General features: G+C 67.3%; 16 protein-coding genes. 9 read left to right on the forward strand and 7 right to left on the reverse strand.

Annotation, left to right across the window (positions count from 1 at the left end):
• Positions 1–118 precede the first annotated feature (118 nt).
• Together nifK and AC3QLZ_RS11730 are read left to right on the forward strand one after the other, a co-directional pair.
• Positions 119–1,639 (forward strand): nitrogenase molybdenum-iron protein subunit beta, encoded by a 1,521-nt coding sequence (gene nifK / locus AC3QLZ_RS11725; RefSeq protein WP_014236063.1) that lies wholly within the window; start codon positions 119–121, stop codon positions 1,637–1,639.
• A 64-nt stretch (positions 1,640–1,703) separates the two neighbouring features.
• Positions 1,704–2,051 carry a 2Fe-2S iron-sulfur cluster-binding protein gene (locus AC3QLZ_RS11730; RefSeq protein WP_014236064.1) on the forward strand — a complete coding sequence of 116 codons (348 nt, stop codon included), beginning with the start codon at positions 1,704–1,706 and terminating at the stop codon, positions 2,049–2,051.
• A gap of 212 nt (positions 2,052–2,263) precedes the next feature.
• On the opposite strand, the gene AC3QLZ_RS11735 is transcribed toward AC3QLZ_RS11730, so the two are convergent.
• The 3 genes from AC3QLZ_RS11735 to sigZ form a co-directional block, all read right to left on the reverse strand.
• Positions 2,264–2,503 carry a thioredoxin family protein gene (locus tag AC3QLZ_RS11735; protein WP_014236065.1) on the reverse strand — a complete coding sequence of 80 codons (240 nt, stop codon included), beginning with the start codon at positions 2,501–2,503 and terminating at the stop codon, positions 2,264–2,266.
• Positions 2,504–2,512: 9 nt separating this feature from the next.
• Positions 2,513–3,568, reverse strand: coding sequence for a permease (locus AC3QLZ_RS11740; RefSeq protein WP_014236066.1), 1,056 nt, complete (start codon positions 3,566–3,568; stop codon positions 2,513–2,515).
• A 96-nt stretch (positions 3,569–3,664) separates the two neighbouring features.
• Complete coding sequence (sigZ, locus tag AC3QLZ_RS11745) at positions 3,665–4,228, reverse strand: RNA polymerase sigma factor SigZ (protein ID WP_014236067.1); 564 nt, start codon at positions 4,226–4,228, stop codon at positions 3,665–3,667.
• 140 nt (positions 4,229–4,368) lie between these two features.
• Here sigZ and ubiU point away from each other — a divergent pair, with 140 nt between their 5' ends.
• The 6 genes from ubiU (at position 4,369) to AC3QLZ_RS11775 (ending at position 10,272) form a co-directional block, all read left to right on the forward strand.
• Positions 4,369–5,382 carry a ubiquinone anaerobic biosynthesis protein UbiU gene (gene ubiU / locus AC3QLZ_RS11750; protein ID WP_014236068.1) on the forward strand — a complete coding sequence of 338 codons (1,014 nt, stop codon included), beginning with the start codon at positions 4,369–4,371 and terminating at the stop codon, positions 5,380–5,382.
• A gap of 17 nt (positions 5,383–5,399) precedes the next feature.
• Positions 5,400–6,311 carry a U32 family peptidase gene (locus AC3QLZ_RS11755; protein WP_014236069.1) on the forward strand — a complete coding sequence of 304 codons (912 nt, stop codon included), beginning with the start codon at positions 5,400–5,402 and terminating at the stop codon, positions 6,309–6,311.
• Between the two features lies 1 nt (position 6,312).
• The gene (gene ubiT, locus AC3QLZ_RS11760) at positions 6,313–6,810 is read left to right on the forward strand and encodes a ubiquinone anaerobic biosynthesis accessory factor UbiT (RefSeq protein ID WP_014236070.1); all 498 of its coding nucleotides are present in this window, start codon (positions 6,313–6,315) and stop codon (positions 6,808–6,810) included.
• Positions 6,811–6,898: 88 nt separating this feature from the next.
• Positions 6,899–7,591, forward strand: a complete 693-nt coding sequence (locus tag AC3QLZ_RS11765) for an MgtC/SapB family protein (protein ID WP_014236071.1) — start codon at positions 6,899–6,901, stop codon at positions 7,589–7,591.
• A gap of 219 nt (positions 7,592–7,810) precedes the next feature.
• Positions 7,811–9,838: a methyl-accepting chemotaxis protein gene (locus AC3QLZ_RS11770; RefSeq protein WP_014236072.1), complete on the forward strand. Its 2,028-nt coding sequence runs from the start codon at positions 7,811–7,813 to the stop codon at positions 9,836–9,838.
• A gap of 98 nt (positions 9,839–9,936) precedes the next feature.
• A complete protein-coding gene (locus tag AC3QLZ_RS11775) occupies positions 9,937–10,272 on the forward strand; it encodes a hypothetical protein (protein ID WP_014236073.1) in 336 nt (111 codons plus the stop codon).
• 54 nt (positions 10,273–10,326) lie between these two features.
• On the opposite strand, the gene nfi is transcribed toward AC3QLZ_RS11775, so the two are convergent.
• Together nfi and AC3QLZ_RS11785 are read right to left on the reverse strand one after the other, a co-directional pair.
• A complete protein-coding gene (gene nfi / locus AC3QLZ_RS11780; protein ID WP_014236074.1) occupies positions 10,327–10,980 on the reverse strand; it encodes a deoxyribonuclease V in 654 nt (217 codons plus the stop codon).
• 9 nt (positions 10,981–10,989) lie between these two features.
• Positions 10,990–12,165: an alkaline phosphatase family protein gene (locus AC3QLZ_RS11785; protein ID WP_043797770.1), complete on the reverse strand. Its 1,176-nt coding sequence runs from the start codon at positions 12,163–12,165 to the stop codon at positions 10,990–10,992.
• A 124-nt stretch (positions 12,166–12,289) separates the two neighbouring features.
• On the opposite strand from AC3QLZ_RS11785, the gene AC3QLZ_RS11790 reads away from it, so the two are divergent.
• The gene (locus AC3QLZ_RS11790) at positions 12,290–13,579 is read left to right on the forward strand and encodes a sensor domain-containing diguanylate cyclase (RefSeq protein WP_014236076.1); all 1,290 of its coding nucleotides are present in this window, start codon (positions 12,290–12,292) and stop codon (positions 13,577–13,579) included.
• Positions 13,580–13,652: 73 nt separating this feature from the next.
• On the opposite strand, the gene AC3QLZ_RS11795 is transcribed toward AC3QLZ_RS11790, so the two are convergent.
• Together AC3QLZ_RS11795 and AC3QLZ_RS11800 are read right to left on the reverse strand one after the other, a co-directional pair.
• On the reverse strand, positions 13,653–15,482 hold the full coding sequence (locus tag AC3QLZ_RS11795; RefSeq protein ID WP_014236077.1) for a PHA/PHB synthase family protein: 1,830 nt from the start codon (positions 15,480–15,482) through the stop codon (positions 13,653–13,655).
• A gap of 18 nt (positions 15,483–15,500) precedes the next feature.
• Positions 15,501–16,535 (reverse strand): MBL fold metallo-hydrolase, encoded by a 1,035-nt coding sequence (locus AC3QLZ_RS11800; protein ID WP_014236078.1) that lies wholly within the window; start codon positions 16,533–16,535, stop codon positions 15,501–15,503.
• Positions 16,536–16,592: the final 57 nt, after the last annotated feature.

Raw genomic sequence — 16,592 nt, forward strand, 5'->3', positions numbered from 1 at the left:
CAAGTACGAAGTCCGTCTCCCATGCCTGCTGCCGGTCGGCAGAGGGTTAGGGGAGCCGGAAACTTGAAGCGCTGTCGGTGCGGGGATGACCGCCCGGCGCGTAAAAAGGAGATTCAAAATGCCGCAATCCGCTGAGAAAGTGCTCGACCACAACGAGCTGTTCAAACAGCCCGAATACCAGGACCTGATGGCCCGCAAGAAGCAGTTCGAGGACTGCGCTTCCGCCGACAAGGTCAAGGAAGTCGAGGCCTTCACCAAGTCCTGGGAATACCGGGAAATCAACTTCAAGCGCGAAGCCCTGACCGTCAATCCGGCCAAGGCCTGCCAGCCCCTGGGCGCAGTCCTCTGCGCCTCCGGCTTCGAAGGCACCCTGCCCTATGTGCATGGTTCCCAAGGCTGCGTCGCCTACTTCCGTTCCCACCTGAACCGTCACTTCAAGGAGCCTTCCTCCTGCGTTTCCGACTCCATGACGGAAGACGCGGCCGTGTTCGGCGGCCTGAACAACATGATCGACGGCCTGGCAAACGCCCACGCGCTGTACAAGCCGAAGATGATCGCCGTCTCCACCACCTGCATGGCCGAGGTGATCGGCGACGACCTGGACGGCTTCATCAAGAACGCCAAGCAGAAGGGCTCCATTCCGGAAGACTTCCGCGTGCCCTTCGCCCACACCCCGTCCTTCGTCGGCAGCCACATCACCGGCTACGACAACATGCTCAAGGGCGTGCTGACCAACCTGTGGGCCGGCCAGGAACGCAAGGAAGGCGCCGCCATCAACGTGAACGGCGGCTTCGACGGCTACTGCGTCGGCAACAACCGGGAAATCAAGCGCCTGCTGGGCCTGATGGGTGTGGATTTCACCGTCCTCTCCGATCCCTCCGACGTCTTCGATACCCCGGCCGACGGCGAATTCCGTATGTACGACGGCGGCACCAAGATCGACGACGGCATTGCCGCCGTCAATGCCAAGGCCACCTTCCTGCTGCAGGGCTTCTCCACGGCCAAGACCGGCGAGTTCATCAAGGAAAAGGGCCAGGAAGTCGTCGCCTTCCACAACCCGGTGGGCGTCACCGCCACCGATGCCTTCCTCATGGAAGTCTCCCGCGTCACCGGCAAGGCCATCCCGGCCGAGCTGGAAAAGGAACGGGGCCGTCTGGTGGACGCCATCGCCGACTCCCAGGCCTATCTGCACGGCAAGAGCTTCTCCCTGTTCGGCGACCCCGACATGGTCTACGGCCTGGTCAGCTTCCTCCTGGAAGTCGGCGCCGAGCCCAAGCACATCGTGGTCACCAATTCCACCAAGGACTTCGAGACCAAGCTCGGCGCCCTGCTGGAAGCCAGCCCCTTCGGCAAGGAAGCCAAGATCTACGCCGGCAAGGACCTGTGGCACATGCGTTCCCTGCTCGCCACCGAGCCTTCCGACTTCCTCATCGGCTCCTCCTACGGCAAGTTCCTGGAGCGTGACACGGGCGTGCCCCTGATCCGGATCGGCTTCCCGATCTTCGACCGGCACCACCACCATCGCTTCCCCATCTGGGGTTACCAGGGCGGCCTCAACGTGCTCGTGAAGATCCTCGACAAGATCTTCGACGTGCTCGACAAGGATCCGAAGGGCACCAGTTTCGACGTCGTGCGGTGACGATCTGCCCGCCCGTCCATCAGGTCTTCGATGGCGGGCGGGATTTTTTTACAGGAGTGATTCAATGCCGAACGTGACGTTTTCCTCCCCCAAGCAGAAGAAGGACGTGACCGTGTATGCCGTGGCCGGCAACCGTTCCACCATCCTCGGCCTGGCCAAGGAACACAAGATCCCCGTGGATTTCGAGTGCCAGGACGGCAACTGCGGCTCCTGCGCCGTGGAAGTGCTGCACCTGGGCAACAAGCAGCCCATGGCCGCCCACCTGACGGAAAAGGAAAAGACCGCCCTGGTGCTGGCCGGCAAGGTCAAGCAGGCCGAGCTGGACGAACTGGTGGTGAAGGACCTGGCCCCGGGCTGGCGCCTGGCCTGCCAGTACATGCTGCTGGACGAGGACATCGCGGTCAAATTCTGAGCGCCGGTCTGCCGACTCTCCCGTGCGACGGGGAGCGAAGGCGGGTCGTGACAGCAAAGCTTGCACGGTTTCGTCGCACCGGTACGGGGGTGTAACTCTCCCAGCTTCCGTACCTCCCCAACAGAGAAACAATCAAAAGAGAAAACCGGCCCGGGGCGACCCGGAGCCGGTTTTTCATTGGCACGCCGCCGACACCTGGCGGACCGGAAATGTCAGGATTCCTGCAGCAGCCGGTCGATGGCACCAGCCTCCGGCAGGCTGCCGCTGTGGACCACCCGGCCCTCGATCACCAGGGCCGGCGTCGCCATGACGCCGTAGCCGATGATGCGGGCCATGTCCTCGACTTTTTCCAGGTCGATGGCGGTGCCGGTACGCATGGCCGCCTGTTCCACCATGGCCACCAGGGTCTTGCATTTAGCACAGCCCGTGCCCAGGACTTTCACTTCTTTCATCATGCTTCCTTATAGAACGGCGTTGAAGACGTAACCTACGAGGAGGATCCCCAGGGCCACCACGCCGGCGAAAGTGGCGATCAGGCGGGGCTTGAGGGCCTTGCGCAGAATGATCATCTCCGGCGCCGAAAGGGCGATGACGCTCATCATGAAGGCCAGGACTGTGCCCAGGGCCGCGCCCTTGCCGATGAGGGCCTCCACCACCGGGATGATGCCGGCCGCGTTGGTGTACATGGGCACGCCGAGCACGACTGCCGCCGGCACCGCCCACCACACGTCCTTGCCCATGAAGGAGGCCATGAAGTCCTCCGGCACGTAGCCATGGATGCCCGCGCCCAGGGCGATGCCGGCCACCACGTAGGGCCACACCTTGGCGACGATGTCCCGCACATGGTCCAGGCCGGCGCGGCCCCGCTGCACCCAGCTCATGCCGCCGCCGGTAAAGCTGGCGGGGGCGCCCGCCTGGATCGCCCGCACCCAGTCTTCCAGGTGGGCCTCCATCTTCAGGTGGCCGATCACCAGTCCGGCCAGGATGGCGACCAGCAGCCCCAGTCCCAGGTAGAGCAGGGCCACCTGCCAGCCGAACATGCCGAAGAGCAGGGCCAGGGCCACCTCGTTGATCATGGGGGCGGCGATGAGGAACGAAAAGGTCACTCCCAGGGGCACACCCGCCGAGAGGAAGCCGATGAAAAAGGGCACGGCGGAGCAGGAGCAGAAGGGCGTGACGATGCCCAGGCCGGCCGCCAGGACGTTGCCCACCCCGGTGCGCCTGCCGGAGAGCAGGGCGCGGGTGCGCTCCGGTGCGAAGAAGGTCTGGACCACGCCCATCAGGAAGACGATGCCGGTCAGCAGCAGCAGGACCTTGGGCGTGTCATAGACGAAGAAGTGCAGGGCTTCGCCCAGGGCCGTCTGACGGCTCTGTCCCAGGGCGGCAACGACGAAATCGGCTATGGCCGTCAGATTGCCGTAGAGCCAGAACCAAAGTCCGGCGGCTGCCGCCGTGCCGCATAGCCAGCGCCATCCCAGGCCCCTTGCCGGGGCCGCCGTGTTCATTTCCACATTCATCTTCACTCCTGTTCGCGAAAGGCGGTGTTGGCCCCGGCCGTGGCCGGCAACGGGGCATCTCGCACAGAAGACGAAGCAGGGGCAAAAAGGATGCAGCTAGTCCCGGGGAAGGAGGGGCGGCCGGGGCACGAAGCAGCAGACCTGGCCTTCGCCGTCGAAACGCACCTGGCAGGCCTGCACCAGGCGGGCCCGCAGCCGGCGGCGGGCCCTTTGCACGCGGGACTTGGCCGCGGCCAGGGAGAGTCCCTGGCGCTGGGCGAATTCCTGCTGGCTCAGGCCTTCGATGTCGCACAGGCGGATGGCCTCCCGGTCGGCCTCCGCCAGTTCGCCGAGAACCCGGGGCAGGCAGTCGGCCAGCCTGTCCACCGGGGGGACTTCGGGGATCTCGGCGGCGGGCCAGTCTTCGTCCAGGGGCAGTTGCTGCCGCTGCAGGCGGAAGCGGTCGATCAGCAGGTTGCGGGCCACCTGGAACAGCCAGGCCCGGGGATTTTCCACCCCGCACAGGGCATCGGGTTGCCGCAGCGCCCGTAGGAAAACCTCCTGGAGCAGGTCCCGGGCCTCCTCCCGGTCGGGCAGGCGGGCGGCGATGAACCGCATCAGTTCTGCCTCGTGGGCTTTCCAGGCTGCATCGACGCACTTCATGGGATTCATTCGGGGCATGGGGAGCGCATCAGCTTACACGTTTGTCCCGGCCCGGCTGCAGTCCGCCGGGCGCTCCCTGCCCCCTGTTTGACCGAAATCAAGGGGTTGCGCGGGGGCGGGGCTATACTCCCGGCTTCCCCGGATTCCCCATTTTTGCCATGTCGAACAATCCCTTGCCCGAACTGGTCTGCCCCGCCGGCAGCCTGCCGGCGCTCAAAGCTGCCGTCGATAACGGCGCCGACACCGTCTACCTGGGCTTCAAGAACGACACCAACGCCCGCAACTTCGCCGGCCTCAATTTCGACGAGAAGACCATGGCCGAAGGGCTGCATTACGCCCAGAGCCGCGGCAAGGAAGTGCTGCTGGCCCTCAACACCTATGCCCAGCCCGGCCGCGTGCAGGCCTGGCGGGAGGCGGTGGACGTGGCCGCTGGCCTCGGCGTGGACGCCCTGATCCTGGCCGACGTGGGCCTGCTGGCCTACGCCCGGGAGAAGTACCCGGACCTCAACCTGCACCTCTCCGTGCAGGGCTCCGCCACCAATTACGAGGCGGTCAATTTCTGCCACAAGGAATTCGGCATCCGCCGCGCCGTGCTGCCCCGGGTGCTGACCCTGGCCCAGGTAGAGCACGTCATCAAGAACACCCCGGTGGAGATCGAGGTGTTCGGCTTCGGCAGCCTCTGCGTCATGAACGAGGGCCGCTGCTGGCTCTCTTCCTATGCCTGCGGCGAATCCCCCAACACCGTCGGCGCCTGTTCCCCGGCCAAGTACGTGCGCTGGGAAAAGAATCCGGGCCGCATGGATGCCCGCCTCAACGGCATCCTCATCGACAGCTACGGCGACCAGGAAAACGCCGGCTACCCGACCCTGTGCAAGGGCCGCTTCGAGGTCCAGGGCGAGACCTACTACGCCCTGGAGGAACCCACCTCCCTCAACGTCCTCTCGGTGCTGCCGGAGATCGTCAAGATCGGCGTCCGCGCCATCAAGGTCGAAGGCCGCCAGCGCAGCCCGGCCTACGTCGCCCAGGTCACCCGCACCCTGCGCGCCGCCCTGGACAGCCTCAAGGACGGCAACGACCGCTACAGCGTCAAGCCTTCCTGGCAGGCCGAACTGACCAAGGTTTCCGAGGGCCACCAGGCCACCCTGGGCGCCTACAACCGGCCCTGGCGCTGAGAGAGGAAAGCACGAACATGACCATGAAACTCTCCCTCGGCCCCCTGCTGTGGTTCTGGCCCAAGCAGGAAGTGATGAATTTCTACGCCTCCATGCTGGAGACGCCCCTGGACCGCATCTACCTGGGCGAAGTGGTGTGCTCCCGCCGCCAGCAGCTGCGCACCAGCGACTGGATCGGCCTGGCCAGGGACCTGGCCGAATCGGGCAAGGAGGTGGTGATCTCGGCCCAGGCCCTGCTGGAATCGGAAAGCGACCTGAAGGCCCTGCGCCGTCTGGTGGAGGAGGGCAACTGCTCCCTCGAGGCCAACGACCTGGGCGCCGTCAGCCTGGCTCGGGAAAAGCAGCTGCCCTTCGTCTGCGGCCCCCACCTCAACATCTACAACGAATCGGCCCTGGCCTACTTCGCCGGCCTCGGCGCCAAGCGCTGGGTGCCGCCCCTGGAGGCGACCCGGGAACTGGTGCAGACCCTGCACCAGGCGCGTCCGGCAGGCATGGAGACGGAGGTCTTCGCCTTCGGCAAGATTCCCCTGGCCTTCTCCGCCCGCTGCTTCACCGCCCGGCACTACAACCTGAACAAGGACGACTGCCAGTTCAAGTGCCTGGACCACAGCGAGGGCCTGACCCTGCTGACCCGGGAAAAGCAGCCCTTCCTGGTCATCAACGGCATCCAGACCATGTCGGCCCAGACCTACAGCCTGCTGCACCTGATGCCCGAACTGTCGCAGATGGGCATCGACGCCGTGCGCATCAGCCCCCAACCGGCGCATACTGCCGCCATCGTCGCCGCCTTCGAGCGCGCCCGCCGCGGCGAAGAGGTGGCGGAACAGCCCCAGTGGGCCGAGCACGGCCTGTGCGACGGCTACTGGTTCGGCCGCGCCGGCATCGATCTGGCAGCGGCGGCCACCACCGAACTGCATGCAGGAGCCTGACATGAGCCACTTCACCATTCCCACCTTCAAGCTGCCCGAGTTCGTCGCCAAGATCGGTGCCCGCCTGCCCCAGTGGCCCCACGCCCTGGCCCTGGTCTCCGGCCTCAACACCGCGGCCAAGCTGAAGCTGTTGCCGGAAGACAGCCTGCAGAGCCTGGCGGGCAAGACCTTCCTGGTGGCGGTGAACGACACCGGCGGCGAAGCCCGCTTCACCTACGCCAACGGCTGGTTCCGTCCCGTCTTCGGCGCCGCCGGCGAGCCCGACCTGACCTTCCGCGCCGACCTCTCCGCCTACCTGCAGCTGGTCAGCCGCCAGGAGGACCCGGACACCCTGTTCTTCAATCGCCAGCTCTCCATCGAAGGCGACACCGAACTGGGCCTGGTGGTGAAGAACATGCTCGACGCCATCGAGTGGCCCCCCAGCGTCGGCCGCATTCCCGGCCTGGAGCGCCTCTCCGCCCTGGTTGCCGGCCTGCCCCGTCCCGGCCGCACGGCCTGAGTCCCCAGCACGCTCCGGGGTAAACCCGGGCTTGCCCCGCTTTCGGCGCGGTGGCATTTTTTCCCCTTGAGCCAGAGGGAGGAATGCCATGTCCAACGACTACCTGGAAATCATCCTGCACCTGGGCAGCGCCTGGGTCGCCGGCAGTCTGGTGGGACTGGAGCGCAGCTTCCACGGCCGGCCCGCCGGCTTCCGTACCCACGCCCTGGTGTGCCTGGCCTCGGCCCTGCTGATGGTGGTCACCACCTATCAGGGCCGCTGGATGACCGCCATGCCCCTGGAAGCCATCCGTACCGATCCCACCCGCATGGCCCAGGGCATCATGACCGGCATCGGCTTCCTCGGCGCCGGCGTCATCTTCAAGGAAGGCTTGACGGTGCGCGGCCTCACCACCGCCGCCTCCATCTGGATCACCGCCGCCCTGGGTATCCTCTACGGCATCGGCTTCTACTTTCCCGCCCTCATCTCCACCGCCGCCGTGCTGGGCACCCTGGCCCTGTTCCGCTGGATCGAGTACCGGGTGCCGAGCCAGGCCTATGCCCACTTGGTTCTGCGCTATCCGGGCAGCGGTGCCCCGGTGGAGGATACGGTGCGGCAGCTGCTACAGGGCTTCGGCTTCAGTATCGCCAACATGAGCTACCGCCTGTCCGAGTCCGGCGCCGTGTACGAGTACCGCATGATCATCAAGACCTACGGCAAGCACAATTTTGAGCGCCTGGCCGAACATCTGCGTCAGGGCAACGGCCTGCTGGAGTTCCGCATCTCCCCCACCGGCGACTGAGACGATGCCCGGCTGTCAGCCAATGGGGGCAAGGTTTTTCGGCTGCCATGCCCGCGGGCCCGCGTCCGTGCTGAACCATGGGGTAGGGGTCCTGAAGAGGCCCGTCCCTCTTTGCTGACAGACGGGCACTGCGCCCGTGATCATTACAAACGCATTTCATCGGCGTGACACATTGGGCCGTTAACCTGAAAAAAGTCACACTTTTTCGGACCGGACTCCATGAAAGCGCTATTCGCCCCCGCCGCCTGGCTGGTTGGCCGCCTCTCCTACCGCCAGAAGCTTCTGGCCACCGGCGCCCTGTTCGCCCTGCCCCTGATCCTCCTCGGCGGCCTGCTGCTGGCGGACCGCCAGAGCGCCCTGGCCGAGCTGGAGCAGGAACGGGCCGGGCTGGCCCTGCAGTTGCCGGCCCTGGAACTGATGCTGGCGCTGCATGACCTGCACGGCGCCTTCCAGGGCGCCGCCGCCGGCGAGGCGGATTTCCAGCAGCGCCTGCCCCAGCGCCGGGCCGCCGTGGAACAGGCCCTGGCCCGGGTCGGCAAGCTGGCCCAGGAACAGGCCGGCGCCCTCGGTCCCGCCCCGGCCTGGGCCGAACTGCAGGGCCGCTGGCAGGCGGTGGCGGCCCTGCGCCCGGAAGACGAGGCGGATGGCGGTCTCGAGGCCTATCTGGAACTGTCCCAGCTGAGCCGCCAGTGGCTCGGCCAGATCTCCGACGGCAGCCGCCTGCGCCGGGACGGCGACGTGGCCGCTGCCGCCCTGGTGGACACCCTCTCGGTGAAGCTGCCGCTGCTGGTGGAAAGCCTGGGCCTGGCCCGGGATGCGGGCCTCGGCGCGGTGGCGCGCAAGCGCCTCAAGTCGGGCCTGCGCAACCGGCTGACGGTGGTGCGCGGCGGCCTGGAGCCCCTCATCGGCTGGACCCTGGAGAACGTGGACAAGGCCGCCCAGCTGCGGCCCGGGCTGAAGGCCGGCCTGGAAGGCCCGGCGGGCAATGTCGGCACCGCCTCCCTGGGCCTGCAGGAAGTGCTCACCACCAAGGTCATCGACACCACCGACTTCGACATCGGCGCCGCCGAATACGCCGCCCGGGGCGACGTGGCCATGGCCGCCGTGCTGGACCTGGCCCGGGCCCTGACCCCGGCCATCGACGGTCTCCTGGCGGAGCGCCAGGGCAGGCTGCTGCTGGTGCGCAACCTGGTGCTGGGGGGGCTCGCCCTGCTGCTGCTGGTGATCGTCTACGGCTTTACCGGCGCCTACATCTCCATCATGCGCGGCATCCACAGCCTGCGCGGCGCCGCCGCCGTGATGGCCGGCGGCGACCTGCGGGCCCGGGTGGAACTGGTCTCCGGCGACGAGGTGGCCGAGGCCGGGCACAGCTTCAACCACATGGCGGAAACCTTCGCCGGCCTCATCCGCGGCAACGGCCAGGCGGCCCGCGCCGTGGTGGAGGCCAGCGACAACCTGGCCCGGGCCAGCCAGCAGGTGGAACATGCCTCCGGCCGCCAGAGCGAGGCCGCCGCCCGCACCGCGGCGGCGGTGCAGCAGATGAGCGTCAGCGTCGCCGAAGTGGCGGAACACGCCCGGGAGACGGCGCGCATGACCGAGGAGGCGGACGCCGCTGCCGGCCGCGGCGCCGTCCAGGCCGAGGCCGCCGCCGCCGACATGGCCGGCGTGGTCAGCGGCGTGCGCGAGAGCGTGCAGCTGATCCAGAGCCTGGAGGAGCGCAGCCGGGAAATCGGCAAGGTGGTGCAGACCATCCAGGAGATCGCCGACCAGACCAACCTGCTGGCCCTCAACGCCGCCATCGAGGCGGCCCGGGCCGGCGAGCACGGCCGCGGCTTTTCCGTGGTGGCCGATGAGGTGCGCAAGCTGGCCGACCGCACCGGCGTCTCGACCCGGGAGATCGGCAGCACCATCAGCGCCATCCAGCAGGACATCCATCAAGCCGTGGCCGGCATGGACGACAACAGCGCCCGGGTGGACGGCAGCACCCGCCGGGTGGAGGAGCTGTCCCGCAGCCTGGCGGAAATCCGCCACGCCGTGGGCCGTTCCGCCGAGCACGTGCGCGACATCGTGGATGCCACCGCCGGCCAGCGCGACGCCAGCACCGAGATCGCCCGCAACATCCAGGAGATCGCCGACATGGCCGAGGAGAACCACGCCGCCATCCGCGCCTCCAGCCAGGCCGTGGCCGAGCTGGGCACCCTGGCCGTGGGCCTGACCGACTCGGTGGCCGGGCTGGTCACCGACTGAGGCTTGCGGCAACGGGTCGCGGGGAACCCCCGGCCCCTTTTGCTATTCTCAGGAACAGGTGCCGCCGGCCGGCGGCACCGTTTCTGCGGGAGGGCATCATGGGCATGTTGCATCGTCTGCCGGGCAGCCGGCGGGAAGCCTCGGGCTTCGAATGGACCCTGCTGCGCAAGCTGCCCCGCATCGCCCTCATCGGCACCCTGCTGCCGGCCCTGGCCGCCCTGGCCATGCGCCTGGTGCCCCTGGAAGGCTCCCTGGCCCAGGTGGGGAAGCAGTTGCAGACGGCCGACATCCTGGCCATCAGCGTCGTCGTCCTGCACTGGACCTTGGTGTTCACCCTGGCCATCGCCTGCATCATCGTGGTCCTGATGAAGGGCCACGGCTACGTGGCCGACGCCTACGAACTCAACGATGCCGAGCAGCCGGCCCGGGACTAGCCGCCCGGCGCCGTTTCCCTTTCACCTTCCCCTTGCAGCGGCACGGCGCCGGCCTCAGCCCGAGGCCAGGCGGTGGGCCTGACGCGTCGTTTCCGGCAGCCGGTAGCGGGGCGTGCAGGCCAGCACCAGCTCGATGGCGGTGGCCAGGCTGACCCGGTGGCCGATGGAGATGTACAGGGGCAGGCAGCCGCGGCGGCTGCGCAGCACGGCGCCGATCACTTCGCTGCCGCCCCGCCTGTCCCACAGGGGCACCCAGTCCCCCTTCTCCGGCCCCACGGCCTCGTGCCAGCCGGTGAGCCGGCTTTTGCCGACACCGATGCTGGGCACATCAAGCAGCACTCCCAGGTGGCTGGCGATGCCCAGCCGGCGCGGGTGGGCGATGCCCTGACCGTCGCACAGGAGGAGATCCGGCAGGGCCTCCAGCTGCTCCAGGGCCGCCAGCACCCCCGGCCCTTCGCGGAAGGAGAGCAGACCGGGCACATAGGGAAAGGTGGTGGGCACCCGGGCCACCGCCTGGGCCGCCGGCGTCAGGGCGGGGAAGTCGAGCACCGCCACGGCGGCCCGGGTGACGGCGCCGCCGTCCTCGAAGCCCACGTCCACCCCGGCCACCCGTCGCAGGGGGCCGAGCCGGTCCTGCCGTTCCACCCGGGTCGCCAGTTCCAGCTGCAGCGCCCGGGCCTGGGCCGGGCTCAGGTTCCACGCGTGCATGGGCGCAGCCTAGGGCCGGGCCACCAGCAGGGGCACCCGCATTTCCGCAGGGCTGAGGCCGCCATGGTGGCCGATCAGGGTGTAGGGCGCTTCCCCGGGCAGGGTGTCGTGGATGACCCAGTCGTCGGCCATGAGCAGGGCGTAGTCGCCGATGCGGGCCGCCAGTTCGGGGTGGCAGGGGCCGGGCCCGAACCAGCCTTCGGCCAGCAGCTGTTCCCGGGGCACGGCCCGGGCTGCATGGGCCAGGTGCTGGCGCACGTAGGCCTCGAACACGGGGGCCTTGCCCGGCTTCAGGTAGCACCAGGCGGCCCGCCGCTCGCCGCACAGGGGCAGGGCCAGGCATTCGGCCAGCAGGGGATGGTCGGCCAGGGCGATCTGCCGCTCCGGCGGGCAGTCGATGAAGCCGTGGTCGGCGGTGATCAGGACCAGGGTGTCGCTGCCCCGGATCTGCTCCAGCCAGGCGCAGAAGGCCGTGGCGAAGGCATCCATGGCGGCCAGGGCCTGGGGGCTGCGGCAGCCGTGTTCGTGGGCGGCGCTGTCGTAGTCGGGCCAGTAGCCGTAGACGAACTTGCGGCCGGCCTTGGCGGTGAGCTGCCCGAGGGCGGCGAAGAGGCCGTCGAGCCCGTGGTAGGGCTGCTTCACGGCGCCCCGGCTGTGGTAGCGGTTGAAGGGGCTGTCGGCGATGAAATGGGGTGACACCACGTAGCTGGTGCGGTCCATGGTCTGGTACAGGGTGTCGTGCCGGAACAGGCGTTGGGGCAGCTCGGCCCGGGGCGGCAGGGGCTCCGCCAGGGGCGCTCCGGGACGGGCGCTGAGGGGCAGGATGGCGAGCAGGGCGCCCACTTCCCGCAGCCACATGTGCCAGCCGGTGAGGCCGTGCCGGCTGGGAGGCAGGCCGGTCATGAAGGTGGGAATGGCGGCGGCGGTGGTGCTGGGAAAGACCGAGGTGAGATGGCCGCGCAGATAGGGCCGCAGTGGTCCGGGGCGTTCTGCCAGCAGATCGTAGCCGAGGCCGTCCACCACGATCAGCACCAGGTTGCTGACGGCGGCCAGGCGGGCCGGGGGCAGTTCGGCCAGGGGCGGGCAGGGGCTGGCCCAGCTGCCGCAGGCCCGGGCCAGGGAGGCCATGAGGTTGGCGATGCTGCCGCCATCGTAGTCGGGAAGGTACATGTGGGGTATTTCCATGCTGCCGTTTGCCTTCAGGCTAGCACGGTAGCGCCGGCCGTGCAGAAACCCGGCAGGAGGAATACCATGCTCCCAGGCTGTCGCTTTCTTTATAAAGGCAGCCGCAAAGAAGGGGCCCCCACGGATGAAGAAGCGCATCGCTGATGACACTTCGCTGCTGCAGGCGATTTACGACAGTTCCAGCGTCGGCATCTTCCTGCTCGACATGAGCGGCCGCATCGTCCATGCCAATCGCCGCATGGCCGACCTTTTCCACTACACCCTGGACGAGCTGGTGGGCAGCGAGTACGTGAGCCTGATCCATCCCCAGGAACGGGAGGCGGGGCGGCAGAACATGCTCAACACCATGGCCCGGGGTGTCGGCCATGTGGACGTGGAGCGCCTCTACCGGCGCCGGGACGGCAGCGAGTTCTGGGGCAACCTCACCGGCAAGGCCCTGGTGGACGCCAACGGCCGCACCACCGGCCTGGTCGGCAACATTGCCGACATCGACCAGCGCAAGCGCACCGAATGGGAGCTGGCCGCCAGCCAGGAGCGCTTCGAGCGCCTTGCCCGCACCGTCCCCTGCGTGCTCTACGACTACATCCTGCACGGCGACGGTGACAGCCGTTTCCTCTACCTCAATTCCCGCTGCGAGGAGATTTTCGAAGTGCCGGCCGAGGTGCTGATGGCCAACATGGAGTGCTTCTGGCAGCTGGTGCATCCGGAGGACCTGCCCCGCCTGCGCCAGGAGGAACAGGCCGCCAACCGCAGTGCCAGTCAGTTCAGCAGCGAGATCCGCATCCTCACTCCCTCGGGGCGGCAGAAGTGGCTGCGCCTCTCGTCTCGCCCCAACGTCATCGAACCGGGCCAGTCGGCGGTGTGGAGCGGCTTCATGCTGGACATCACCCAGGCCAAGCAGCTGGAGGACGAACTGCGCCAGCTGGCCACCACCGACGCCCTAACCGGGCTATGCAACCGGCAGAGCTTCCTGCGCCTGGCCGATCAGGAGATGGCGCGCTTCAACCGGGCCGGCAATCCGGCCTCGGTGCTGATGCTGGACCTGGACTACTTCAAGCACATCAACGACACCTACGGCCATGGTGTCGGCGATGCGGTGCTGCGGGACTTTTCCCGCCGCACCGGCATCCTGCTGCGCCAGGTGGACCTCTTCGGCCGCATCGGCGGCGAGGAATTCTGCATCCTTTCCCCCGATACCGACCAGGACGGCGGCCTCGCCCTGGGCCAGCGCCTGTGCCAGACCATCGCCGGCCAGCCGGCCCACTGCAACGGCCTCACCATCGCCTACACGGTCAGCATCGGTGTCACCGGCTTCCGGGCCGGCGATCCGAATTTCGATGCGGTGCTGGCCCGGGCCGACAGCGCCCTTTACCAGGCCAAGCGCCACGGCCGCAACCAGGTGGCCCAGATGTAGGCGGAGCCGGCCGGCACGCCGGCTGAAAAAAAAGGGCGCCGTCGGCGCCCTTTGCTTTTGCGGCCTGCCAGGATCAGGCCGATTCCTTCTTCTGGGTGTCGAGCCGGAACTTGACGTAGGAGCCGGGGGCCTCCTCGAGCACCTTGAGGCTGCCGGCGCCGGGCTTGCGCGCCGCCACCTTCTTGCCGCCGTCCAGGCCGGTGACCCATTCGTTCCAGTCGGTCCACCAGGAACCCGGATGCTGGGTGGAGCCGGCCAGGAAGTCGTCGGCGGTGGCGGGCAGCTTGGCGGCGTCGTTGATCCAGAAGCCGTACTTGTTGGCGGCCGGCGGATTGACGATGCCGGCGATGTGGCCGGAGCCGCCGAGAACGAAGCGCACCGGGCCGGAGAACAGCTTGGCCCCCAGGTAGGTGCTCTTCCACGGGGCGATGTGGTCTTCCACGGTGGAGATGAAGTAGGCGGGCACCTTGATCTTGGAAATGTCGATGGGCACCCCGGCGATGCTGATGCCGCCCGGCTCCTTCAGCTTGTTGGCCATGTACATATTGCGCAGGTAGAAGCTGTGCATGGCGTAGGGCATGCGGGTGGAGTCGCTGTTCCAGTAGAGCAGGTCGAAGGGGAAGGGGTCCTTGCCCAGCAGGTAGTTGTTCACCACGAAGGACCAGATCAGGTCGTTGGCCTTCAACAGGTTGAAGGTCATGGCCATCTCGCTGCCTTCCAGATAGCCCCGCTCGGCCATCTTGTGCTCCAGGCTGGAGACCTGCTGCTCGTCGATGAAGACGCCCAGCTCGCCCGGGTTGGAGAAGTCGATCATGGTGGTGAAGAAGGTGGCGGAGGCCACCCGGTTGTCCTTCTTCGCCGCCATGTAGGCCAGGGTGGTGGCCAGCAGGGTGCCGCCGATGCAGTAGGCTGCCACGTCGATCTGCTTCTCGCCGGTATCCTTTTCCACGGCGGCGATGGCCGCCAGGGTGCCCTCGGTGACGTAGTCCTCGAAGGTCTTCTGGGCCAGGTGGGCGTCCGGATTGACCCAGGAGATGATGTAGGTGGTGTGGCCCTGGTCGGTGGCCCATTTCACCAGGGAGTTTTTCTCGCGCAGGTCCAGGATGTAGAACTTGTTGATCCAGGGCGGCACGATCAGCAGGGGCTTCTTGTACTGCTCCTTGGTGGTGGGCTCGTACTGCACCAGCTGGAACAGGTCGTTCTGGAAGACGACCTTGCCCGGGGTGGTGGCCACGTTCTTGCCCAGCTCGAAGGCGCTGGTGTCGGTCATGCGGATGCGCAGCTGGCCGTCGCCGGCTTCGATGTCCTGCAGCAGGTTGTTGAGGCCCTTGACCAGGTTCTGGCCGTGGCTCTTCACCGTCTCGCGGAACACTTCCGGATTGGTGAAGGCGAAGTTGGAGGGGGACAGGGCGTCCACATACTGGCGGGTGTAGAAGGCCACCTTCTTCTGGGCTTCGTCCGGCAGGCCCTCGACGCAGCACACGGTGTCGTGGATGTGGCGGGAGGCGATCAGGTAGGACTGCTTGATGTAGTCAAAGAGGAAATGCTGTTCCCAGTCCTCGTCGTGGAAGCGCTTGTCGCCCTTGGCCGGTGCGGCGATGGGCTGGATCGGCATACCCATCATCTTGAGCATGGAGCCCTGCCACAGGGAGAAGTAGTCCCACATCATGTTCATCTGGGTCTGGGCCAGCTTGTAGGGATTGGCCAGGAGGCGCGAGGACAGGTCCATGAAGGCCTTGGCGATGCCCATCTCGTCACTGGGCGGATTGATGCCCTCGGCGGCCTTCTTTTCCATGAAATGGGTCAGCAGGCGGGAGGCGCGCTGGGCCACTTCGGCGTAGGACTTGGCCAGCTCGGCCGGGTTGGGGAGGTTGTGGTCTTCCTGTTGGGTCTGCTGCGACATCGTGAATCCCCTTCTTGGTCAATGCGTGGTTTGTTTCCGGACATACCGGAGAATGCCGTCCGCGCCCTGCTGGCAGGTGAGGCGGCCGGATTGCTCCAGGTAATTCAGGTGGGCGATGGCCTCGCCCATGGCGAACATGGTCTGGTGGGTGTCGAGGGCCCGCGGGAACAGGGCGGCGAGCAACTCGGCGGCGCTACGGGGTTCGCTGCAGTTCTCCTCCAGCACGGCCAGGCGTTCATCGTGATGCCCGTGCAGGTCGTCCACCCGTTGGCGGATGCCCTTGAAGGGCAGGCCGTGGGAGGGCAGCACCAGGGATTCGTCGGAGCATTCCCGGGCGAAGCGGGTCAGGGAATCCAGGTAATGCTCCAGGGCGTTGTCCCGGGGGGTGACCGCATAAACGCTGATGTTGGTGGAAATTTTCGGCAACAGCATGTCACCTGAAATTAACACGTTGGAATCAGCACAGTAAAGGGACATGTGCTCGGGCGAATGGCCGTGGCCGACGATGATCTGCCAGCGCCGGCTGCCGATCTCCAGGGTGTCGCCGTCGAACAGGCGATGGTAGGTCTGGGGCATGGCCGGCACCCCCTTGCGATAGCCGTTGCCCCGTTGCTCCAGGGCGCTGCAGCGTTCCGCGTCGAGGCCGTGCAGGCGGAACTGGGCCAGCATGGGGGCAGTGCCGTGGCCGCCGATTTCGTGCCAAACGGCGTGGCCGGTCAGGTATTCGCCGGCGGTCATGTACAGCGGGGCGCCGGAGCGCTCCTGCAGCCAGGTGGCCAGGCCCAGGTGGTCCGGGTGGAAATGGGTGACGACGATGCCGGCGATGGTGCCGTCGAGGCCGGCCAGGACCGTTTCCCAGATGGCCTGGATGTCGGGCAGGCCGAAGCCGGTGTCCACCACCACCCAGCCGTCGCCGTCCCGCAGCAGCCACAGGTTGATGTGGTTGAGGACGAAGGGCAGGGGCATGCGTAGCCAGAGGATGCCGGGCGCCACTTCCAGGGTGGTGCCGGGGGCCGGGGGCTCGGAAAAGGGCAGGTGCAGCGATGGTTTCATGGACAGGAGTGGGGTGGCAGGGGCGTTATTGGAGTTTTTAACTATACCCCGGGACAA

This window comes from Azospira sp. MPR-LB4, assembly GCF_058809525.1.